The sequence below is a fragment of the Lysinibacillus sp. UBA5990 genome, assembly GCF_002429815.1.
GTDB lineage: Bacteria > Bacillota > Bacilli > Bacillales_A > Planococcaceae > Lysinibacillus > Lysinibacillus fusiformis.
The window spans coordinates 1-22,747 of record NZ_DJAY01000001.1; the positions used below are offsets into that span (position 1 = coordinate 1).

Below are 22,747 nucleotides of genomic sequence, written 5' to 3' on the forward strand. Positions count from 1 at the left end.
AATTTCGATCATAGGTTCATTTCCATTTAAATATCGTTGAACTGCTTGAATTCGTTGTTCAACACTTACTTTTTCCATAAAAAAACCCCCGTAAAAGTTAGATTGATGTCTAACTTTTACGGGGCAGTTCAATTTACTCTCAATGGCTTTTGTCATTTTTTCTTTTTGAAAAATCCCTTAATTACTTTTTATCGTTATAGGCCTTTAAAAATTTTTTTACTTTTTCGCTATCGGCTTCAAGTTTTAACCCAGTGTCAATTAAAGGAGATACAGTTGATACGGCAGGTTTTTTATTGCCTTGGTAATAACTAATGAACTCGTCTTGGTTGATGGAATACAAAATCGCTTTACGTAAATCAGCTGAATCTGAAACTGCACGACCAGATGTATTTATTTGTAAGTAAGAAACGGCATTGCTATCGGCAGTATTTAATGTTAATTTATCATCTGATTTCACAATATCCAGTTTTGTTTCTGGAACTGTTTGAAGAACGTGAATTTCTCCATTACGTAATGCTGATAAAGCACTGTCAACATCAGAGATGAAACGAACATTGATTTTCGAAATTTTTGGTTCATACTCACTACCAGCACGGTAAGCAGGGTTTTTTACAAATTGTGCTTCATAATCATTTTTCTTTACTAAAATATAAGGACCACTTGCATAAAGCTGGTTGTTGAAAGTTGCAGATCCTTCAGTTATTGTAGCTTGATCACCATAGGCAATATCTTTGTCAGGATCATAGTTAGCTACATCATACGTATTTATACTCGTTACTTGTTTTTCAGATACAATACCACCAGATTGGTGTGCTAAATAGTTTAACACTTGTGGGAATGGTGTGGGTGTTGTAATTTTAACAACTTGGTATGAGCCGGAAGCATTGTTAACAGCCCCTTTGTCCTTTGCTAATTGCGCTACAGAGGCAGGGAGATTTTGTGATAATGCTTCGAGAACTGTTTGATCAGAGCCAGATACTTTTTTATTTTGTAATTCAGCTAAATCTGAAACAATCTCTACAGTTTCAATATTTTCATGAATACTATAAGTTCGATGATCTGGTACTGAATTAGCGTCTTTAGCACGGTTTAATGAGAAGACCACATCTTCAGCAGACACTAAATCACCTGTATCAACAGCTGCGCCATCTCTCACTGCTGCGAAATGAATATCATCGCGTAAAATAAAGTAATAGTCTTGATTGCCTTCTGCCATTACATGGTTATAAGATAATGAACCATCTGAAACAACGTCATCAGTGTCTGTTAAATTAACAAGACGTACATACATATTTGTATTTAATGTGTTGATGGAACCATCATTTCCTTTAATCGGATCTAGAGAAGTAAGAGAATTAATTGTTTGGTGTAAAATTAATGGTTCAGTTGCATTCTTAGCAGAATCATTATATTCGATTTTTTCCCATACTTGCGCACGAGATTTTGGTAAATGTACAGTTTTAGGATTTACTAACTCTGAGTAGATCCCTTGATACTTATTGGAAATATATAAAGGTGCAATATAAGCTTGATCGAATACTAATAATTGCTCTAAATCTTTATATTTAGCCGCTGCTTCTTCACCAGTTAATGTACTAGCCTCATCGATTAGGGCATCTAATTTTGAATCTGCAACAACACTGTAATCTCCACCAGTTTTAAATAATCCACGAACAGCATAGTCCGGGTTACCTGTTACTGTGGTCCAGCTCGAAAGGGCAAGATCGTAGTTGCCTGCTTCTTTTTGGGCAGAGAATGAACCGTAATCTGGTTGAATATTAAGCTTTACATCAAAACCGTTTTTTACTAATTGGTCTCGAACAATATTCATATCTTCTTCTGAAGAAGCCATGCCTAATACTTCAATGGCTACTTTGCCATTGCTCTTGTCACTATCTTTTGAATCTTTACTTCCTTCTACGTCAGTTTTCGTCTGTACACAGCCAGCTAAAGCTAATACTGCGACGAATAAAAATACAAGTAATTTCTTCATAGGTACCTCCAATTAATTTGTTTTTGGATCTAAAGCATCTCGTAAACCGTCTCCTAAGAAGTTAAAGGAGAGGACAAGAAGCATAATACAAAGACCTGGGAAAATCGCAACATAAGAATGAGTTTCCAGGTACGTACTACCAACCTTTAGAATATTGCCCCATTCGGGAATATGTGGCTCAATACCAAGCCCTAAAAAACTTAAACTACTTGTTGAAATAACAGCTCCACCAATCGTAAGTGTTGCTTTGACAATCATGGGTGCTAATGAATTAGGAACAATGTGCTTGAAAATAATAGCCGCATCAGATGCCCCCAAAGCTCGGGCAGATTCCACAAATTCAAAATTTGCTAGCTGCATGACATTTGCCCGCATTGTACGTGCATAGGTTGGGATTGCCCCAACACTAAGTGCAATAATGAGGTTGATCGTGTTAGCACCAAATGCAGCAATAATAGCAATGGCTAGCAGAATACCTGGAATAGCATATAAAATATCTAGGCTTCGCATGATGACATTGTCAGTTGTTTTTCCGTAATACCCGGAAAATGCCCCTAACGCGCCTCCGACTAACGCAGGAATAATCGTTGAGAAAAATCCGACGATTAATGAAATGCGTGCCCCAAATACAATACGGGAAAATAAATCTCGCCCGTAATTATCTGTGCCTAGAGGATATTCTAATGATGGTGTTTGCAGCAGGGCACCGTAGTTATTTTCTGTAGCAAAGTCATAGTCAAAAGTCCAAGTGCTTGTGACAGACAATGAAAACATAAAGATAATGAAAAATAACCCGAATACAGCCATCGTATTACGTAAAATCTTTTCCCATATTTTTTGCCACTTTTCAATAGAAGAAGGGTTTGCCTTACGAGCCTTTTGAATAAGACTATAACCTAGTAATGTAGCAAATAGGTTACCAGTGAAAGTAGCCAATAGTAATAAAACACCTGGGATAAACATCCATCTTGGAGCCGCTGTAGGTGTGACAAACTTAACGCATAAAATGGTCATCACGATATAGATAAGCGCAAGTATTAAGAAAATACCCATCGCCAGTAAAAAGGTATCTGTTACATAAGGCTTAAATAAGTTCAATGCTGCAATACCAATGATGAATAATTGTGTAATAAAGGCATAAGCAGCAAAAGTATATTCGGCAGTCTTTCTTGTGGACACAAGCATAAACGCAAATGATGTAGAAAAAATATTGCCAGAAAGAACTGTTAATAATAATGGATAGCCGAAAATACGAGTACCTTTTTGGATCTCCCCAAACTTTGCTAAATCTCTTTTTATTCGTAAATTTACAAAAGCCACATAGATCGTAGTAATGGCATAAATAACAAAGAATAGAAGTACAATTGGCCGCCAGCTATGGGTAGAAAAATTATAGCTGTAGGCTAGAAACAATAAAGAAAACAGTAAGGAAAAGACAAAGGTAAAATGAGAATTGACATATTCCTGTGTAATCTTCAAGAGTAGTTTGACATGTAAGATGTTTTTCACAGGTGATCCTCCTTTAAGACTTCTTCATTTTCGAGCGAATGCGTGGATCAAAAAAGGCATACATGATATCAATCAATAAATTGACAATGGAGATCGTAATAGCGATATAAACAACGCCTCCAAGGATTGCGGGAATATCAGGAATAAATTGTTTATCAACAATATAGCTTCCAATCCCACTAATATTGAAAACCTTTTCTGTTACAGATGCGCCTCCCAACATACCTCCAAAAAGAAGTCCAATCACCGTAATAATCGGAATCATGGCATTACGAATGGCATGTTTTGAAATTACTTTAAATTCATTCAAGCCTTTTGCCTTAGCTGTAATAATGTAATCCTCGTGGATCACCTCAAGCATACTCGACCTTGTCATCCTAGCTATGGATGCTGTAATGGATGTCCCCAAGACGATAACTGGCATGATAAGGGATAACCAATTTTGGGGGTTATAGGTTGCTGGAAACCATTGTAGCTTTAATGCGAACGTTAAAATAAAAATTAAACCTTGCCAAAAGCTTGGAATGGATAAACCAATTAAAGCAATAAACATAAATGTATAATCCAAATACGAATTTGGACGAACCGCTGAAATAATACCGACTGGAATAGCAATAGCAATAGCCATTAACAGTGATAATACGGCTATTTCAAGTGTGACAGGAAATTTATTTGTAATGCTGTGAGTAATATCTTCTTTGCCTGCAAAGGATGTGCCTAAATCAAAAGTAAAGAGGCCGGATAGTGAATGCCATAATTGAGATAAATAAGGTTGATCTAAACCATGAATGCGATTAAAGTTGGCTATTTGCTCTGCTGTCGCCTCAACACCCAGCAAGTTTCTGGCTGGATCGAAAGGTGATAGATACAAAATTGTAAACACTAACGTTGCCACTCCAACAATGACAATGAAGCTTTGTAAAATTCTTTCAATGATAAATTGCAAAAACGGGTTCGCAAATAAAATTAGCACGACATAAAATAAAACAGCTGGTAGAAAGGTAAGAGCTACAAAATATTTGTTTTTCAGTTGCTGATTAAAAAATTGAACATAAGTTAATGGTTGTATACCTTCATTTTGTAAATCTTGATCTACTTGCTGTTGAAGCCTTTTATTGGCTAATTCATTAGCAGTTTGCTGTATTTGCGATGATGATACAGCCTCTTGAAAAAATGAAGCTTTTGCTATTTCTTGCTGTTCAAATGATTGCTGCCATTGGGCAAATAAACCATTCTTCAAGTAATACTGACTACGCAATTCAAAAGCCTGATCATAAGTATTTGAACGTTTCTTTTTCCGATAGATAAAGTATGTATATGGATGAACCAAAATACTTAAAAGAAAAAGTATTATATTGTAAGGCTTTTGGTGCATTAATTTTTGATAAACCATAGAAAAGAACATAAATTCCTTAGAATTTAAATGATTTTTTGACGTAACCATGCATTTCCTCCAAGCGTTAATAAAATATTCAACACTATATTGTATAATTCCTATCAGTATTGTAAAGTATGGATTATACTTGAAAGTAAGTCAATCACAAATTTTAAAAAGGATGGGTCGAATGAGCGAAAAGCTTTTAGAAATCAATAATCTTAGTGTTTCCTTTATCACTGGGGAGACAGAGTTTGAAGCTGTAAAAGATGTAAGCTTCCATCTAAATAAAGGTGAAACACTCGGAATTGTAGGTGAATCTGGGAGCGGGAAAAGTGTAACGGCACGTTCCATTATGCGCTTATTACCATCTCCACCTTCATTTTTAAAATCTGGTAATATTACGTTTAAAGGTCAGCAGTTAACGGAATTAGCAGAAAAACAAATGGAAACAATTCGTGGAAAAGATATTAGCATGATTTTTCAGGATCCTATGACATCTACAAACCCTACCATACGAATAGGAGATCAAGTGGCTGAAAGTTTAATCAAGCATCAATCCATGTCAAAGACCGAAGCCTATACTCAAACCATTGAATTATTAAAACTTGTTGGTATTCGGGATGCAGAAGAGCGTTATCGACAATATCCACATGAATTTTCTGGTGGTATGCGACAACGTGTAATGATAGCTATGGCACTTGCATGTAATCCGTCACTGTTGATTGCGGATGAGCCAACGACAGCATTGGATGTAACCATTCAAGCCCAAATTTTGAAATTGATGCGAGATATGCAAAAGAAAATGGGCACATCTATTATTTTAATTACACATGATTTAGGCGTCGTTGCTGGTATGTGTGATCGTCTCATTGTCATGAAAGAAGGAGAAATTGTTGAACAGGGTACGACGGAAGAGATTTTTGCGAATGCGCAACATCCATATACCCAAAAATTATTGAATGCGCTACCAAAACTACATGAAAAAAAACAGCCAAAAGGAATTTCCAATATCCAACCAGGTATTGATCCAAATAAACCTTTGATCGAGGTCACACATCTGTCTAAAGAATTTTCATTAGGAAAAGGCCAAACATTAAGAGCTGTCAATGATTTATCGTTTCATATACTCCCAGGGGAAACTTTAGGCTTAGTAGGCGAATCAGGTTCAGGTAAATCTACCACTGGCCGAACAATTCTACAGCTTCATCAACCTACTAATGGAGAAGTTTTATACCAAGGGATTCCTGTAACGAGACTAACGAAAAAGCAGTTGAAGTCGATGCGTCGCCATATGCAAATTATTTTCCAAGATCCCTACTCATCATTAAATCCTCGCAAAAAAATCTTAGATATTATTGGGGAAGCACTTGATATTCATGGTCTAGTGAAATCACATAGTGAAAGACTAGGACGGGTAGAGGAACTGCTTGAGCTTGTTGGTTTGAAGAAAGAACATGCAATGCGTTATCCACATGAATTCTCTGGAGGTCAACGACAACGTATTGGGATTGCTAGAGCATTAGCGGTTGAGCCTAATTTTATAGTTTGTGATGAACCTTTGTCGGCCTTAGATGTATCCATTCAAAAACAGATTGTGGATTTACTAAAGGAATTACAACAAAAGCTTGGGTTGACGTATTTATTTATTGCACATGATTTATCGATGGTGAAGCATATTAGTGATCGGGTAGCAGTTATGTATGCGGGGAAAATTGTAGAATTAGCTGAAAGTGAGGAGCTATATGCTAATCCTCAGCATCCCTATACACGTGCATTATTACAGTCCATACCAATTCCTGATCCAGCGATTGAAAAGCAGAAATATAGTGATGCGGAAAATACAGACGACGTGAAAGTTCACTACGAGGTAGAAAATAGCAAGCTTGTAGAGGTTTTTCCAAATCATTGGGTAGCCGTTTCAACATGATGGCTGTCATATTATAGTACAATAGAGACAGTTAGCAGGTTTTTACTGTAAACGAACACCTTTAATTAAACTATATTAAAGCATAGGATGGAGTATCTATATTACATGTATATATTTATTTTGCATAAATAAAATGTAGTTGTTTATAATGGAAGTCTTTTAATACATTCAAAGAATTATAGAAAAATATATATTTGTTACAAGGGGATTATGTAGTTACTGTACATAATCTTTTTGTTTAGAATAATTTTGAATCTATATATAAAGGGCTAGGACATGTTATGATTAGTGTAAATAAATAGCTGAGGGAGATAAAAGTGAAACAATCAGATATTAAAACGCTAATAACTAGTGGAACAATTATTTTGGCTGTTGTTTTATATTTAATATTTAAATAAATATATGTATAAAAGTCTTCAGTTGTTACAATGGCTGAAGGCTTTTCATTCGTTACAGGAGCAATCTTGCAATGGGAGAAGGAAACCATTTATGAAAAAATAATTAGTTAACTGCGGAGATTTTTAGTTGTAGGCGATATAAATTAGAAAGTAGTGTGTAAATTTGAAGAAAATTATTTTTGTTTTATTCATTTCTATATTGGTTCTGAGTGCATGCACAGAAGAAACTAGTACGAATAGTATTAAGACTGAGGATATGGGAGATCTAATATCTTCAACGATAGAAAACGCAGAGAAACACGATGTAAGTAAGTTTGAAGAATATGAACTGGAAAGTGTAATTGACGGAGACACAATAAGGATAAAATATAACGGTAGCTCTGAAAAAGTTCGCTTTTTACTTGTAGATACCCCGGAAACTAATCATGAGACATTAGGAGAGCAACCGTACGGACCAGAAGCTAAAGAATTTACTAAGCAACTATTAGCTGGTCAAGATACAGTCTATTTAGAATTTGACGTTTCTTATCGTGACAAATATAAAAGACTACTTGCCTATATTTATACGAAAGAAGGTATAAGTGTTCAGGAGCAGCTATTGAAAAACGGATTAGCACGTGTGGCATATATATATGATCCAAATACGAAGCATGTAGATTGGTTTAAATCGATTCAAAAAACGGCACAACAGTCAGCTATCGGGATATGGTCAGTTGAAGACTATGTAACGAATCGTGGATACGATAAAAATGTATACTATGCTGCAAAAAAAGAAGGAAATCCGTCTAACTTAGTTGAGGATAAATCGAATACCAGTAACAATAAGGGCAGGTGCGAAATCAAAGGAAATATTAACTCCAAGGGTAATAAAATTTATCATATACCAGGGCAACGGGACTATGATAATACAAAAGCGGAGGAGATGTTTTGTACGGAAGAAGAAGCAGAAGCTGCTGGGTTTATTCCAGCTAAGCAATAAAATCACTTAAGTGAAAAGAGGAAGATGGTTTCTATGTTGAGAGAAACCATCTTCCTTTGTTTTATATTATTTGTCTAGAGAATACAATTTTATGACTCGTCTGCAGTAATGGGTTTATCAAAAGGTAAAAAAAGGCGATAAACTTCTTTGAAATTAATATCACCTCAAATTTATCAAAGTTTCGAAGGGATCAAGAATTTCCACTAGACTCAGCTCCAAGTGGTTTTTCCATCATCCGTATTTTTGTAGGTACTATCACATGTCAAAAAAATTTTTAAAAGAAAGGAGTGGTAGATTGAGCTATTGAAGAAGCGGTATATTTTCTAAATTTTAGGAGGGGTCAACTCATGTTGTTAGCATTTGGTGCATACAAGCAACCAAATCTAGGGTATTGACATACTAAGTATTGGAATTATATATTTATTCCAGTTAAATTTTTTGAATATTCATTATATATTAACTTGTACCTACAACGTGTTGACGTGTAGTCGTGTTGTTTTGGATAATTTATGTTTTTTTTGCAAGCGTTTACGAAATACAGAGGCATAAGGATGAAACGAGGGGGAAATAAAATGAAAAAAATACGAATAGGTGTTATTGGGGCTGGCTTAAGGGGGGGCTTGGCACAATACTGGCACAAACCTAATGGGGAATCAGAAATAGTGGCATTAGCCGATATTTCTCAAGAGCGTTTAGAAAAATTTCAGGAAAAATTTGATACACCATTATTTTTAACAAAGGACTATAAAGAGTTATTAACAAGAGATGACATCGATGCAATCGCAGTTTTATCGCCAGATTATTTACATGAGGAACATATTATTACTTGTTTACAAGCGGCTAAGCATGTGTATGCGGAAAAACCATTAGCCATTACGGTGGAAGGTTGCGATCGAATATTAGATGCTTGGGAAAAATCAGGAAAGCATCTAATGGTTGGCTTTAATATGCGTTATATGAGTATGTATCAAACAATGAAAGGCATAATTGATTCAGGGGCCATTGGAGAATTAAAGGCAATATGGGTGCGTCATTTTGTTGGATTCGGTGGTTATTTTTACTACCACGATTGGCATGGTAATTCAAAAAATACAACCTCTTTACTACTTCAAAAAGGCTCACATGATTTAGATGTCATTCATTGGATTTCAGGGAAATATACACAGAAGGTATCTGCGTTTGGTAGCTTAGATTATTACGGTGGAAATCAGCCTAATACATTAACATGTCCAGCTTGTGATCAGAAAAAAACTTGTCCAGAATATGTTGCCCATACATTTACGGAATGTGCGTTCCGTGAGGAAATTGATGTAGAGGATAATAATATGGTCATGATGGAGTTGGAAGGTGGCGTAAAGGCTTCATATTTACAATGTCACTTTACACCTGACTATTCGCGAAATTATACATTTATCGGTACGAAAGGGCGTATCGAAAATGATGATATCAATAATAAAATTTATTTAAAGACACGGAAATCAAATTCTTGGGAGGAATTAAGTGATGTTGTATACGAAATGAAGCCTGAGGAAGGTAGCCATGGCGGAGCTGATCCAAAGATTGCCCAAGATTTTGTAGAACTCATCCTCTACGATAAAAAACCTTTAACAACGCCATTTGCGGGACGTATGAGTGTCGCAGTGGGCTGTGCAGCAACAGAATCTATTCGTAACGGAGGTAAGGTTATTGAGATTAAGCAGGAATCTACCATTTTGCAACATTGATAAATAGGGGGTGTAGTTATGACGCTTTTAGATAAAACAACTGTTGAGGAAAAACCATCTAAAACAAAACGTTTTTTCAAAAAGCAATCCAAGGTAAAGAAAAATCACCTGGTAGAGTGGAAAAAATCTATCAAAAAAAATTGGGAGCTCTATTTATTACTAGCCCCTGTTATACTTTACTTTTTGGTTTTCCATTATTACCCACTATATGGATTGCAAATTGCCTTTAAAGATTTTATTGCTACAAAGGGAATTATGGGGAGTCCGTGGGTAGGATTAAAGCATTTTGAACGTTTTTTTGATAGTTATTATTTTTGGCGTTTAATCAAAAATACAATTGGGATTGGCGTATTCACGTTACTTATTTCTTTTCCAATACCAATCATTATTGCATTGCTATTAAATGAAGTGAAAAGTCTTCGCTTTAAGAAATTTGTACAGACAGTCATTTATGCTCCACATTTTTTATCAACAGTAGTAGTAGTTGGGATGCTATTACTATTCTTAAAATCAGACGGGATGATTAACCAAATCATTATGTTGTTTGGGGGTACACCCATTGATTTTATTTCAGAGCCTGCATGGTTTAAATCCATATATGTACTGTCTGATGTCTGGCAAACGATGGGATGGAGTTCCATCATATATATTGCAGCTTTGGCTGCCGTAGATCCAGCACAGCATGAGGCGGCAATGATAGATGGGGCATCAAAATTTCAAAGGATTATTCATATTAATATTCCTGCGATTATGCCGACGATTATCATTTTATTCATCTTAAATGTTGGATCTGTCATGGCCATTGGATTTGAGAAAGTATTTTTAATGCAAAATGACTTAAATATGTCGGCATCAGATGTTATATCCACTTTCGTTTATCGTAGCGGAATTTTAGAAGCACAGTATAGCTTTTCAGCAGCAGTTGGCTTATTCAACTCTATCATTAATTTTATCCTCCTTATTATGGTTAATAGAATAGCCAAAAAAGTGAGTGATACAAGTTTATGGTAAAGGAGAGATTGACATGAAAGAATCAAAGGGCGATCGTGCATTTACTATCTTTAATTATATTTTTTTAGCAATCGTAGCAGTTGTTGTTTTGTATCCACTTATTTTTGTTTTAAGTGCTTCTCTTAGTAATCCGGAGTACGTCATTTCAGGGGATTTATGGTTATGGCCAAAGGAATTTACAGTGGAGGCTTATGAAAAAGTATTCCAAAATCCAGATATTATTAATGGATTTATCAACACTTTAAAATACACATTCTTTGGAACATTACTAAATATCGTGATGACCATTTGTGCAGCTTATCCTCTTTCACGTAGAAACTTAAAAGGGAAGGGCTTTATTATGGCATTTATGGTATTCACCATGTTTTTCAGTGGGGGACTAATTCCTACATATCTATTAATCCGTGATTTGGGAATGATAAATACATTTTGGGTCATGATTATTCCGAATGCGGTAGCTGTCTGGAACATCATTATTATGCGGACATTTTTCCAATCCATTCCTTATGAGTTAGAGGAATCAGCCATGATCGATGGTGCAGGGAACTTCCGTATTTTATGGAGTATCGTTCTACCACTGTCATTACCCGTTATGGCAGTCATGGTTTTATTTTACGCAGTAGGGCATTGGAACTCTTATTTCCAGGCATTGATCTACTTGCAAGACCAAGATAAGTTTCCACTACAACTTATTCTAAGGCAAATATTAATTCAAGGACAAGCTGACGATATGATTAAAGCGACGTCAGAAAGCTTTTTAGCTCAAAAACTTAGCGTTGAAGGGTTAAAATACGCAGTTTTAATCGTTGCTAACCTACCAATGTTAATGCTTTATCCATTCTTACAAAGATATTTTGTAAAAGGTGTCATGATTGGTTCATTAAAAGGTTAAAGAATAGGGGCGATTTTAAGTGAAAATGAAAAAAAAGCGTGTTTATGGTTTTGTAACAAGCCTAATGTTAGCTACAAGTTTGCTAGGAGCATGTTCGGGTGATAAAGAAACTGGTGGAGTGAAAAGTGATAATATCGAAAATTTGAATGCGACCGAGATGCCGATTGCAAAGGAGAAAATTGAAGTAGATGGTTTTGCAGCAAAGTTTTTTGCATCTCAGGATTGGAATCATCTAATGTTATGGGAAGAATACGAGAAATTGTCAAACATCCATATGAATTGGACAACTGTTCAAACGGAAGTATTAGCGGACAAAAAGAACTTACTTTTAGCTTCAGGAAATTATCCAGAAATATTTTTTGCATCAGCATTTTCAAAAACAGATTTAATCAAATACGGTCAACAAGGTGTATTTCTACCGTTGAATGATTACATCGATCAATATGCACCCAATTTTAAAAAGCTATTAGAAGAATACCCATCTGTCAAGCAAGGTGTGACGATGGCAGATGGGAATATTTATGGCTTCCCAACAATTTATGATCCGAAATTTTCATCACTTCGCGTGGGAGCGCCATGGATTAACCAAGAATGGCTTGATCATCTAGGCTTGCCATCACCAGAAACAACAGATGATTTGTACAAAGTACTAAAAGCATTTAAAGAAAATGACCCAAATGGTAATGGTTTACAAGATGAACAAGGCTGGGGAACAGGTTATGGTATTGAACAAATCATCTCTTACTTAAGAGGATCGTTTGGCTTGAATAAACAAGGGACGATGAATCTGAATTTAGATTTTAAAGAAGGTACTGAGGAATTCCGATTCGTGCCAACGACCGACGAATATAAACAATTACTTGAGTATTTAAATAAGCTTTATAAAGAAGGTTTAATTAATAAGGATGTATTTACGACAGAGCCTCAAAAATTTGCAGCAGAAGCAGCTAAAGGAACGTTTGGCATGCTTAGTGAAGTAGATCCTAAAGAGTTATTTAAACTAGATGGTTATACAGGTGCACAAGTATTAGAAGGACCAAAAGGGGATCGACAATATACTGCGATGTCTAATGGTCTTGGAAATCTAGGAATGTTTGTAGTAACAGATAAAGCAAAAAATCCTGAAGCAATGGTTCGCTGGATTGACCATTTATATGGTGATGAAGGGGCTAAAATGTTCTTTATGGGCTTTGAAGGTGTCACTTACGAAGAAAATGAGGATGGGACTATTCAATATATCGACAATATTACAAATAATCCAGATGGCAAAAACTTAGATCAAGCAATAAGTGATTATTTAACATGGCCTGGTGGTTATTACCCTGGGATTGTAACGCAAAAGTATTTCCAAGGGGCAGAGGCTAAGGAAAATTCTCTTAACAATGCTAAGCAAGTCATGCCGTATGCTTTGAAAGATGATGACATTATTCCAGGGTTGAATTACACAGTGGAAGAAAATGATCGTGTGTCCGCTGTTTTAACAGATATTCAAACATATGTAAATGAAATGACAGCAAGCTTTATTACAGGAAAAGAAAATTTCGATAAATGGAATGACTATAAGAAAACCATCGAGAAAATGGGCTTGCAAGACTATATGGAAGTAGCGCAGGGGGCATATGACCGTTCCAAATAAGGAGGTTCAATTTCTTCAAACTTAACAAGTAGAAGGTCACATAAGCTGAAAGATTACCATTCAACTTGGCTTATGTGACGCATGCTTGGGTGTAGCGAGTGTAAATGAAAAAATGTATAGATAGTAATATGTGAATCGTAGGGAGGGAATGGGCATGGAATTGGAAGGGTGGAAAGGTAAATTATACTGGTTTGTAGAATGGATCACATTATTAGCAGTATTACAGTTACTATGGACAGGTTTAACTTTACTTGGACTTTTGCTATTTGGAGTAGCCCCAGCGACTGTTGCCATGTTTACTACTTTACGGAAAAGATTACAAGGAGAAGATGGCTTAAAACGATTAGTCAAAATCTATTGGAATACATATAAAGTTGAATTTATTCCATCAAATAAAATAGGTATGATCTTACTGAGTGTTGGCTACTTTTTAACAATTAATTTTCAAATAGTTTCATCGTTACATGGCTTACTAGGCTTACTATTACTCACAGTGTTTATTTCTATTAGTATACTGTTCGGTATGATTGTCGTGAATATATTTCAGCTATACGCTCATTATGATTTACCAACATTGCGCTACTTTGCTGCTTCCATCATATTTAGTATTGCGTATCCATTACAAATGATTAGCAATATTGTTGGTCTTATAATTCTTTATAAACTATATAGCTGGTTTCCAGGCTTAATACCGTTTTTCGGTGTTAGTTTAGCTGCTTTATTTTTAACGTGGATGTCATCCCATATATTTAAGAAAGATAGAGAAGCTGAGGAACATACTAATCTACCATATTACTCTGCTGGGAGAGGGATCACCTCGTGAATAAAAAATGGATTATTAATGCGAATATCGTAATGGAAAATCAAATTATTACTAACGGATTTCTAGAAATGTCGGATGGAAAAATTATAGTAATTGATCAAATGGCAAATTGCCCTTCATTCCTTGTAAGAGAGAATGTAATAGACTGTCAGCAAAAAGGCTATATCATCCCTGGGATGATCGATATCCATATACATGGTGCTGTAGGTCATGATTTTATGGATGCGAACCATATTTATTATTCGAAAATAGCCCAATACTTAGCAAGTGAGGGTGTAACTGCTTTTTTGGCTACAACGATGACAGGCCCAATGTCGGAGATCAAAGCTGCTGTTGAGGCACTTGCCTATTATTATAAAAATCAACCAACAGCAGTACCAGAGATGTTAGGAATTCATTTAGAAGGTCCATTTATTAGTCAAGCTAAAAAAGGGGCCCAATCCGAAGCGTTTATTTTAAAACCAAATGTTCAACAATTTAATGATTTGTATGATACGTCTCATCATTCAATTCGTCTTGTCACATTTGCACCAGAGGAAGATAGTGATTTTGAATTACTACGCGAATTAACTAGCAAAGGGGTTATTGCATCTATTGGTCACTCTGATGCTGACTATCAAACAACACAACATGCAATAAAAGCTGGTATTACCCATGTAACACACCTATTTAATGGCATGAGTGGACTCCATCATCGTGATCCAGGTGTTGTGGGAGCAGTACTTTTAGCCGAAGATGTGTATGTGGAAATAATTCCAGATAATATCCATTTTCATAAAGATTTACTACCAATGGTTTACAAGATGACAGGCTTAAATCGTTTGCTCGTCATAACAGATGGTATGCGTGCCAAGGGGATGCCAGATGGTTTGTATCATTTAGGTGGTAATGAAGTAGAAGTATTGAATAAACAATGTGTTCAACGTAAAACAGGATCCTTAGCAGGAAGTGTGTTAAATATGAATACGGCAAGGAAAAACATAGAAGAGTGGCTTACACTTTCACTTGTTGAGCAAATACGTGTTGTTTCTTTAAATCAAGCAGAGCATTTAGGCATAGACAATCGTAAAGGGTCTATAGCACTAGGAAAAGACGCAGATATCGTTTGGTTGAATGAAGAAGGAGAAGTAGAGAAAACTTTTTGCCTAGGAAATCTTGCCTTTGAAAAGGATTGATATATCAATAGGCATCCTATTATATAGATGGTATATTGATTACAAAACCTAGAGAAGGAAGGAAAAAAGATGCATTTATTAGATCAATCTAGTGTAATCCCATTATATCATCAATTGAAACAAATTTTATTTGGAAAAATTCAATCAGGTGAATGGAAACCAGGAGATAAAATTGACTCGGAAAATCAATTGATGGAGATGTTCCACGTTAGTCGAAATACAGTAAAAAAGGCAATCGAGGAATTAGTAAAGGAAGATAAATTATATCGTATTCAAGGAAAAGGAACCTTTGTTTCCAAGCCAAGACTTGAACAATCTCTTGGTGGATTTTATAGCTTTAGTCGCATGATTCAAGAAAAAGGATTTAATCAAAAAGATGAAGTACTAGAAATACAGAAGGTGTATCCATCAACTAAGGTTAGATCCAATTTAGCATTAGAGGAAAATGAACAAGTTGTAGAAATGAAGCGTTTACGATTTGCCGATAATGAGCCGATTATTTTGGAATCATCTTTTTTACCTTTAAGCCTTATTAAGGATATTGAAATATTACGAGAAGTAACATCTTCATCTTTATACAGTTTATTAGCCGAACGTTTTAACATTATTGTTGTAAGGGCGAGAGAAGCCTTCGAACCTGTCCTTATTAATAAAGACGAAGCACCTTTATTGAAAACAGATGCTGGAAAACCAGCTTTGTTGCTAGAACGGACTGCGTTTGATACTTCAGGAAAACCAGTGGAATTCTGTATTTCGATTGTAAGAGGAGATCGTTGCCGTTTTTATACGGAATTAAATTAAAATCTAATAATTTGCTGCATTTATTTTTGTTATATATTATACCAACAACCCATTGAGGGAGGAATTCTATTATGCCATTAGTGACAACTAAAGATATGTTAGAAGACGCTTATAAAAATAATTATGCAATCGGTGCTTTTGGGGCACATAATTTAGAAGTGATTAAAGCTGTAATTGCTGGGGCAGAAAAAGTGGGTGCACCTGTAATTTTGCAAACAACTTCAAGCACTTATAAATATGTAGAGATGCCTTATCTAATTGCACTGGCAAAAACAGCAGCGGAACAGGCAAAAGTACCGGTGGCATTACATTTGGATCATGGCGAATCTTATCATACTGTAATGGAATGTTTACGAGCAGGCTACACCTCTGTGATGATTGATGGATCTTCCTTACCTTATGAGGAAAATATTTTATTAGTAAAAAAAGTAGTAGAAGCTGCAAGTGCGGTAAATGTGCCTGTTGAAGCGGAGCTCGGGACAATTGGTGGTGTCGAGGATAGTGTAAGCGTAAAGGAAGAGAATGCATTCTTTACTGACCCAAAGCAAGCTGAGCATTTTGTGAAGGTTACAGGAATTCAATCGTTTGCCCCTGCTTTCGGTACCGCACACGGTAAATATCAGCAAAAGCCAAAATTGCTATTTGAGCTTTTACAAGAAATCCATAGCTCTACTAATATTCCATTAGTCATGCATGGAGCATCTGGGGTGCCGGAAGAGGATGTACGTGAATCTTTGAAGTACGGAATTGCAAAAGTGAATTTTTCTACTGAGCTTAAAGACTTATTTGCTGAGGAATTAAGAGCTTATTTTAATGATCATCCAACAGAAAATGATCCAAGAAAGTATTTCCTTCCTGCACGTGAATCTTTAATTAAATTAGTAGAGCAAAAGATTGTGATGTTACAAAAATGATTACTACATTAACCTTAAACGCAGCCATTGACCAAGTATATGAGCTGGACTCTTTAATGATTGGTCAGACGAATCGTATATTACAGAAGTCACAACAAGGTGGTGGAAAAGGGGTTAACGTAGCTCGTGTTATTGCATCACTTGGTGGTGAAGTGAATATTGGCGGTTTCGTTGGTGGATTAAATGGCAGTAAAATAGTCGAGCTTTTACAGGAAGAAAATCTCCAAACAGAGTTCATACAAATAAAGGAAGAAAACCGCGTTTGTTTAACGATTATTAATCAGCAAACGAAGGAAATGAGCGAGCTGTTAGAGGCTGGGCCAACCATACATGAGCAAGAATGGATAAACATGTTAAAGTGGATTGAAACTAAAGCAGAACATGCTAGCTATTTTGTATTGTCAGGAAGCCTTCCTCAAGGCATACAAAAAACGGCATATGCAACGATTATCCATTTATTAAAGGAAAAAGGTATTAAAGTCGCACTTGATACAAGTGGCGATGCTTTGAAAAAAGGTATTACAGCAATACCTTTCATTATTAAGCCAAATGAGGATGAAATTACTCAATTAATCGGTAGGCCTGCTTTAACTCATGAAGACTTAGTTCAGGCTGGTATCAAATTTCAAAAATTAGGCATTGAGCATGTATGCTTTTCATTGGGCGAGCAAGGCGCTCTATTTGTTCATCCGTCAGGGGTTTACAAAGTGAATGCACCACGGATAAATGTGGTCAATACAGTAGGAAGTGGTGATGCCTTTTTAGGAGGACTTATTTATAAGCTCTCACATGGTGCAGACCATACAGAGGCATATAAATGGGCTGTTGCATGTGGCTCAGCGAATGCAGCACATAAAGAGATTGCCAAAGTCCAAAGAAATACAGTGGAAAAACTCTTAGATGAGATACAAATAACTAAAATAAAAGAGAAGTAGGGATTTGTTTATGTACACTTACAATGAAATTATGGCACAGGGACAAAAGTTAGAAAGAACAAAAGACATTGTGCAATTAATGACTTTCAATGAAGAAGCTGTTGATATAGTGCTTTTCACAGGATGTGGAACATCCTATTATTTAGCGATTGCAGCAGCGCGTTATTATCAAACTGTTACTGGAGCGTTTGCCATTGCTGTACCCGCATCTGAGTTATTTTTACACACAGACACATTTATTTTAACGCATAAAAAGTATCTGATTATTGGAATTTCACGGTCGGGGACAACTTCGGAAATCATTATGTCCTTAGAGCATTTGACTGGTGCGAAAAATATACGTACTATGGCAGTAACATGTAATGGTGACACACCTATGGCTAGATTATCAAATGAATTGATCGCTTTAAATGATATATCAGAAAAAAGTGTGGTCATGACACAATCATTTTCTAATATGCTATACGCCTTGCAATTATATGCTGCGAAAATTAGTGGATGCGTGGATATACTGGGACAGTTAGAGAAAATCCCCGCTCTTGTTCAATCGGCATTAGGCAATGGACAACAATTAACGCAGGTGACGGAAGATGCTTCAAAAAAGCGCTTTATCTTTTTAGGGTCCGGTGCTTATAATGGGTTGGCTAAAGAAGCAACATTAAAGCTAAAAGAAATGACCCAAACGGAATGTGAAAGTTACTCAAATTTAGAATTCCGACATGGACCAATTTCTATTGTTGATAAAGAAACGGTTGTTATTATATTTACACAAAATGAAACGAAGGAATATGATCAGGCATTAGTGAAGGATATACAAAAGCTTGGTGGCTTCGTTATTATTATTGGTATAGCTTCAGAGGAATTAGAAGCGGATTTAATTTTTAAGCTATCAGCAGAAGTAGATGATTTAAATCGCCTTGTTGAAGCGGTCCCTTACTTTCAACTTTTAGCATATCAACATGCAATATTTAAAGGGCGTAACCCCGATAAACCACGTAATTTAACACAAGTCGTTAAACTTTCATAATAAAAACCTATTCAAGAAGTAATAGATATTATTCCACTTATTACTTTCTGATAATTTTGAATTTAAGTAAATCCTGTGGGGAGAACTGGTGATGTAAAGATGAGTCATATTTTAGTAGCAGATGTTGGTGGAACAAAATTAGCCACGGCTTTATTCAACCAATATCAGCAGATTTTAATTAAAAGAGAGGTACCAAGTGATATTTCCACAAGAGAAGCTTTATTCCATTGTTTAATTGATAGCTTTGAAATACTCTGTACGGAAAAGAAGCTCTCTTTTAATGAAGTTTCTAAGGTATGTATTGGTGTACCTGGGATTGTTGATGTTCAAAAGGGTCTAGCCGTCTACCAAAATAATATACCGTGGAGTAACTTTCCAATTTGTGAACGATTAACTGAATTTTTTCCCCATGCACAGATTATGATGGATAACGATGTGCATATGGCTACTTGGGGAGAGTATAATGCTAGAGGATTTCGGAAGGAAACGATGGTATATATAACATTAAGTACAGGGATATCCTGTTGTACCATTGTCAATGGTGAGTTTTTACGAGGAACAGGATTAGCTGGTGAAATAGGTTTTAATATTGTCGGTCAAGCTGGTGAAACTTTAGAAGAAAGTGTCGCTGGGCCAGCTCTAGAAAAGCTTGGAAGAACATTATTGGGAAATTCAAATATCCGATTAAAAGACATGATGGAGCTCTATTACAAGGGTGACCCTATTATGGAGAAAGTATTGCAGCAAATCATTTATTGCATGGAAAAACAGTTACGTCAAATGATTTTAATGCTTGATCCACACTGCATAGTATTAGGCGGAGGCTTTTTTAATCATCAGCCGAAAATCATTGAACTGATTAAAAACGTAATTCAGCAGCGCCTGTTGAATACTCCTTTTGAAGGAAAAGAGCAAATTATAGAGAGTAGTATTCATAAAGGTGAGACGGGACTGTATGGTGCAGCATTGAAGTAATCAAAAACAGTGGCATGATGAGGAAAATGGAAAATTACATCAATAAAAATTTCATACAAAGACCCAACTTCTTTATATAGCTTATATTGAGAAATTGGGTTTTTTTCGTCAACATTTTGATTGACGTAAGGTAGAGGAGGATGGCGAACTGTTAGGAAGATAAATGTGGTTGTTCCAATGGGGAAACACTAATCGCCCTCTAAAATGGAATCAAAATAGCTAAAAAACCAATGTTGAACTGTAAAAGGGAAACTGACTTGTTATCTGAATCCCTTTCAATAAAGCTTTTACTCTACCGAATACGCTGTTCTGATTCTAAGTCAAAGAAATGAGCGCGTGACATATCAAATAGTAGGTTTGCTACCTGACCCTGAGTTATTCGAGTATCAGAGTTTACACGTGCAATATAGGGCTGACCATTTAACTGTGAATGTAACATCAGCTCAGCCCCTGTTAATTCGGATACATCGATATCTGCCTCAATAGCTGAGAAGAACGGCTCTGAATGGACAGAAGAATTTTCATAAATATGTTCAGGACGAATGCCCAAGATCAGCTCTTTTTGTAAATAACCTTTTTCTACTAATAATTTGGATTTTTCTGCAGGAAGGGTTAATGAAATAGACCCTATTTGAAACCCTTTTTCATGGAAAATCCCTTTAAAAAAGTTCATCGATGGTGAGCCTATAAAACCACCAACGAATTTATTTTCAGGTAAACCGTATACTTCTTCAGGTGTACCGACTTGTTGAACAATACCGTCTTTCATGACGACAAGACGTGTTGCCATTGTCATGGCTTCAGTTTGGTCATGTGTTACGTAGATTGTCGTTGTTTTTAAACGTCGATGGAGCTTAGTAATTTCTGCACGCATTTGCACGCGTAGTTTTGCATCTAAATTGGACAATGGTTCGTCCATTAAGAAAATATTTGCATCTCGGACGATTGCTCGACCAAGGGCAACTCGTTGTCTTTGACCACCTGATAAAGCTTTAGGCTTACGATCTAAATACTTTTCTAAATCAAGTATGGCTGCTGCATTGTGGACACGTTCTTGAATTTGTAGTTTTGAAAACTTACGGAGCTTTAAGCCAAATGCCATGTTGTCATATACCGTCATATGTGGATAGAGAGCATAGTTTTGAAAGACCATCGCAATATCACGTTCCTTAGATGGCACATCATTCATTTTCTTGTTGTCAATTAAAAAATCGCCTTCCGAAATTTCCTCTAATCCAGCGATCATACGTAATGTTGTTGATTTGCCACAACCTGAAGGACCAACAAGTACAATAAACTCTTGATCCTGAACAGTTAAATTAAAATCAGATACAGCATTTACACCGCCATCATATATTTTATAAATATGATTAAGTACAATTTTCTCCATGTTTAATCCCCCTTGTTCTTTTATTCAGTGTAAATAAAGTAATGAAGAAAACCTATGTTTAATGTGCATAATTTTCAGTTAATTATTTTTGTGCATTTTGTAAAAATGACCAAAGATAACTAGCAAAGTAAACAAGAATAACACCATCTAGATTTTTGATATGAATATTGGTGATTTCTTGGAACTTGGATAATCGATAGGTAAGCGTATTACGATGCATATGTAATTTTTTTGATGTCATAGAAATATTGAAACCACATTCACAAAAGGTTTTAACCGTTTCCAGTAATTCCTTGTCAGATCTTAAAGGTATAATAATTTGCTCCTCGATAAATTTAAGAATAGAAGTGGGCAATTGTTCTGTTAGTAAAATAGGAAATATCGTTTGAAATGAATAATAAGGTTCAGCAAATCTTAAATGTAAGCATTCCTTGAACCATTGTGCTTCCCTTTGGAATTTAACGGAAAAATCCTGATTGATTGCATAAAATTCTCCCAAATATAAATGGATGCGAACATAAAAATCGGCTTCAATCGTACGGATAAGGGCAATAAAATCTTCCTTCTCACGTATTGAATGTTTTTCAGGTTCAATAAGTAAAAATTGATTTTTAGCAACTTGAAGGAATACCGTATCCTCCTGAAAAAAATTATAAAGCGCTTCTTTTAAAGCTTCTAAAGGAGGATTTTCGTTAATAAACGTTATTTGAATAACCCGTGCTTTGTTAAACGTTAACTTGGATGGTATGTCACCATTTGAATAAATAAATTCATACCATAAATCTGATGCCTGAACTAGCGAAGAGGTAACTTCAGTATAAAAAACCGTCAACCATTCGTAGTCCCGCTGTGAAACCTCATGCTTGGAAATAGAAAACCATTCCTTAGTTTCGTGATGATAAAAAATATGAGAATCATGTGATAGTTGAGTTGGCTTTGAACGAAAATAACGATAGGAAGGAAACAATGCTTTGAGATTTAAGTTCATGAAAGACTCCTTTTCTTTCGATTTATAGTAAAAAATTTAACTGAAAGGGCATTCGGGAAATAATTTCATAAAAGATGTATGATCAAACGTGCTTAAGTTTTTCTATCATTATTAGTAATAATAAATGTTGGGGTTAAAAAAGTTAAGATGTATAAATAAATTCATAGATATGAAGATAATATATTGTGGAGGCCAATAAGAGTAAAAAGAAAGTTTTTATTCATTAAAGCATAGGGTCCAAAATTAGAAACTAGTCTCAAGATGATCATTTC

18 protein-coding genes are annotated in these 22,747 nt (G+C 35.6%); 13 read left to right on the plus strand and 5 right to left on the minus strand.

Annotated elements, in window-relative coordinates; translation table 11 throughout:
• Positions 1 to 181: 181 nt before the first annotated feature.
• Genes B3D94_RS00005 through B3D94_RS00015 form a run of 3 tightly spaced genes read right to left on the minus strand, consistent with a single transcriptional unit; the run spans position 182 to position 4,946 of the window.
• Positions 182 to 1,993 (minus strand): ABC transporter substrate-binding protein, encoded by a 1,812-nt coding sequence (locus tag B3D94_RS00005; RefSeq protein ID WP_291753125.1) that lies wholly within the window; start codon positions 1,991 to 1,993, stop codon positions 182 to 184.
• Positions 1,994 to 2,005: 12 nt separating this feature from the next.
• On the minus strand, positions 2,006 to 3,502 hold the full coding sequence (locus tag B3D94_RS00010; RefSeq protein ID WP_069480147.1) for an ABC transporter permease: 1,497 nt from the start codon (positions 3,500 to 3,502) through the stop codon (positions 2,006 to 2,008).
• Between the two features lie 13 nt (positions 3,503 to 3,515).
• Positions 3,516 to 4,946, minus strand: coding sequence for an ABC transporter permease (locus B3D94_RS00015; RefSeq protein WP_069480148.1), 1,431 nt, complete (start codon positions 4,944 to 4,946; stop codon positions 3,516 to 3,518).
• A gap of 121 nt (positions 4,947 to 5,067) precedes the next feature.
• Here B3D94_RS00015 and B3D94_RS00020 point away from each other — a divergent pair, with 121 nt between their 5' ends.
• The 13 genes from B3D94_RS00020 to B3D94_RS00080 all read left to right on the plus strand — a co-directional run bounded on the left by B3D94_RS00020 (position 5,068) and on the right by B3D94_RS00080 (position 20,097).
• Entirely contained in the window at positions 5,068 to 6,807 is a 1,740-nt protein-coding gene (locus B3D94_RS00020) for an ABC transporter ATP-binding protein (protein WP_291753153.1), read from the plus strand.
• 561 nt (positions 6,808 to 7,368) lie between these two features.
• Positions 7,369 to 8,184 (plus strand): thermonuclease family protein, encoded by an 816-nt coding sequence (locus B3D94_RS00025; protein WP_069480150.1) that lies wholly within the window; start codon positions 7,369 to 7,371, stop codon positions 8,182 to 8,184.
• A 572-nt stretch (positions 8,185 to 8,756) separates the two neighbouring features.
• On the plus strand, positions 8,757 to 9,908 hold the full coding sequence (locus B3D94_RS00030; RefSeq protein WP_069480151.1) for a Gfo/Idh/MocA family protein: 1,152 nt from the start codon (positions 8,757 to 8,759) through the stop codon (positions 9,906 to 9,908).
• 18 nt (positions 9,909 to 9,926) lie between these two features.
• Entirely contained in the window at positions 9,927 to 10,919 is a 993-nt protein-coding gene (locus B3D94_RS00035; protein ID WP_069480152.1) for an ABC transporter permease, read from the plus strand.
• Positions 10,920 to 10,932: 13 nt separating this feature from the next.
• Entirely contained in the window at positions 10,933 to 11,811 is an 879-nt protein-coding gene (locus tag B3D94_RS00040) for a carbohydrate ABC transporter permease (protein WP_069480153.1), read from the plus strand.
• 25 nt (positions 11,812 to 11,836) lie between these two features.
• Positions 11,837 to 13,447: an extracellular solute-binding protein gene (locus B3D94_RS00045; protein WP_069483245.1), complete on the plus strand. Its 1,611-nt coding sequence runs from the start codon at positions 11,837 to 11,839 to the stop codon at positions 13,445 to 13,447.
• A gap of 154 nt (positions 13,448 to 13,601) precedes the next feature.
• Positions 13,602 to 14,270, plus strand: coding sequence for a YesL family protein (locus B3D94_RS00050; protein WP_254664220.1), 669 nt, complete (start codon positions 13,602 to 13,604; stop codon positions 14,268 to 14,270).
• The gene (gene nagA, locus B3D94_RS00055) at positions 14,267 to 15,445 is read left to right on the plus strand and encodes an N-acetylglucosamine-6-phosphate deacetylase (protein WP_291753158.1); all 1,179 of its coding nucleotides are present in this window, start codon (positions 14,267 to 14,269) and stop codon (positions 15,443 to 15,445) included. The genes B3D94_RS00050 and nagA overlap by 4 nt, the downstream gene beginning before the upstream one ends.
• Positions 15,446 to 15,514: 69 nt before the next feature.
• Positions 15,515 to 16,246 (plus strand): GntR family transcriptional regulator, encoded by a 732-nt coding sequence (locus B3D94_RS00060; RefSeq protein ID WP_025116834.1) that lies wholly within the window; start codon positions 15,515 to 15,517, stop codon positions 16,244 to 16,246.
• A gap of 71 nt (positions 16,247 to 16,317) precedes the next feature.
• Positions 16,318 to 17,160 (plus strand): class II fructose-bisphosphate aldolase, encoded by an 843-nt coding sequence (locus B3D94_RS00065; protein WP_069480156.1) that lies wholly within the window; start codon positions 16,318 to 16,320, stop codon positions 17,158 to 17,160.
• A complete protein-coding gene (pfkB, locus tag B3D94_RS00070) occupies positions 17,157 to 18,095 on the plus strand; it encodes a 1-phosphofructokinase (protein WP_291753166.1) in 939 nt (312 codons plus the stop codon). The genes B3D94_RS00065 and pfkB overlap by 4 nt, the downstream gene beginning before the upstream one ends.
• Positions 18,096 to 18,105: 10 nt before the next feature.
• Entirely contained in the window at positions 18,106 to 19,122 is a 1,017-nt protein-coding gene (locus B3D94_RS00075) for an SIS domain-containing protein (RefSeq protein WP_291753169.1), read from the plus strand.
• Positions 19,123 to 19,221: 99 nt separating this feature from the next.
• On the plus strand, positions 19,222 to 20,097 hold the full coding sequence (locus B3D94_RS00080) for an ROK family protein (RefSeq protein WP_291753171.1): 876 nt from the start codon (positions 19,222 to 19,224) through the stop codon (positions 20,095 to 20,097).
• Positions 20,098 to 20,389: 292 nt separating this feature from the next.
• Here the strand turns inward: B3D94_RS00080 and B3D94_RS00085 are convergent, their stop codons facing one another.
• Both B3D94_RS00085 and B3D94_RS00090 read right to left on the minus strand, forming a co-directional pair.
• A complete protein-coding gene (locus tag B3D94_RS00085; RefSeq protein ID WP_291753173.1) occupies positions 20,390 to 21,487 on the minus strand; it encodes an ABC transporter ATP-binding protein in 1,098 nt (365 codons plus the stop codon).
• Between the two features lie 82 nt (positions 21,488 to 21,569).
• Positions 21,570 to 22,475: a PucR family transcriptional regulator gene (locus tag B3D94_RS00090; protein ID WP_291753175.1), complete on the minus strand. Its 906-nt coding sequence runs from the start codon at positions 22,473 to 22,475 to the stop codon at positions 21,570 to 21,572.
• Positions 22,476 to 22,747: the final 272 nt, after the last annotated feature.

What these genes read in the sequence shown, in the direction of transcription:
- B3D94_RS00005 (WP_291753125.1), bottom strand. Translation starts at nt 1,993, where the DNA reads ATGAAGAAATTACTTGTATTTTTATTCGTCGCAGTATTAGCTTTAGCT.
- B3D94_RS00015 (WP_069480148.1), bottom strand. Translation starts at nt 4,946, where the DNA reads ATGGTTACGTCAAAAAATCATTTAAATTCTAAGGAATTTATGTTCTTT.
- B3D94_RS00020 (WP_291753153.1), top strand. Translation starts at nt 5,068, where the DNA reads ATGAGCGAAAAGCTTTTAGAAATCAATAATCTTAGTGTTTCCTTTATC.
- B3D94_RS00030 (WP_069480151.1), top strand. Translation starts at nt 8,757, where the DNA reads ATGAAAAAAATACGAATAGGTGTTATTGGGGCTGGCTTAAGGGGGGGC.
- B3D94_RS00035 (WP_069480152.1), top strand. Translation starts at nt 9,927, where the DNA reads ATGACGCTTTTAGATAAAACAACTGTTGAGGAAAAACCATCTAAAACA.
- B3D94_RS00040 (WP_069480153.1), top strand. Translation starts at nt 10,933, where the DNA reads ATGAAAGAATCAAAGGGCGATCGTGCATTTACTATCTTTAATTATATT.
- B3D94_RS00045 (WP_069483245.1), top strand. Translation starts at nt 11,837, where the DNA reads ATGAAAAAAAAGCGTGTTTATGGTTTTGTAACAAGCCTAATGTTAGCT.
- B3D94_RS00050 (WP_254664220.1), top strand. Translation starts at nt 13,602, where the DNA reads ATGGAATTGGAAGGGTGGAAAGGTAAATTATACTGGTTTGTAGAATGG.
- B3D94_RS00060 (WP_025116834.1), top strand. Translation starts at nt 15,515, where the DNA reads ATGCATTTATTAGATCAATCTAGTGTAATCCCATTATATCATCAATTG.
- B3D94_RS00065 (WP_069480156.1), top strand. Translation starts at nt 16,318, where the DNA reads ATGCCATTAGTGACAACTAAAGATATGTTAGAAGACGCTTATAAAAAT.
- pfkB (WP_291753166.1), top strand. Translation starts at nt 17,157, where the DNA reads ATGATTACTACATTAACCTTAAACGCAGCCATTGACCAAGTATATGAG.
- B3D94_RS00075 (WP_291753169.1), top strand. Translation starts at nt 18,106, where the DNA reads ATGTACACTTACAATGAAATTATGGCACAGGGACAAAAGTTAGAAAGA.
- B3D94_RS00080 (WP_291753171.1), top strand. Translation starts at nt 19,222, where the DNA reads ATGAGTCATATTTTAGTAGCAGATGTTGGTGGAACAAAATTAGCCACG.
- B3D94_RS00085 (WP_291753173.1), bottom strand. Translation starts at nt 21,487, where the DNA reads ATGGAGAAAATTGTACTTAATCATATTTATAAAATATATGATGGCGGT.
- B3D94_RS00090 (WP_291753175.1), bottom strand. Translation starts at nt 22,475, where the DNA reads ATGAACTTAAATCTCAAAGCATTGTTTCCTTCCTATCGTTATTTTCGT.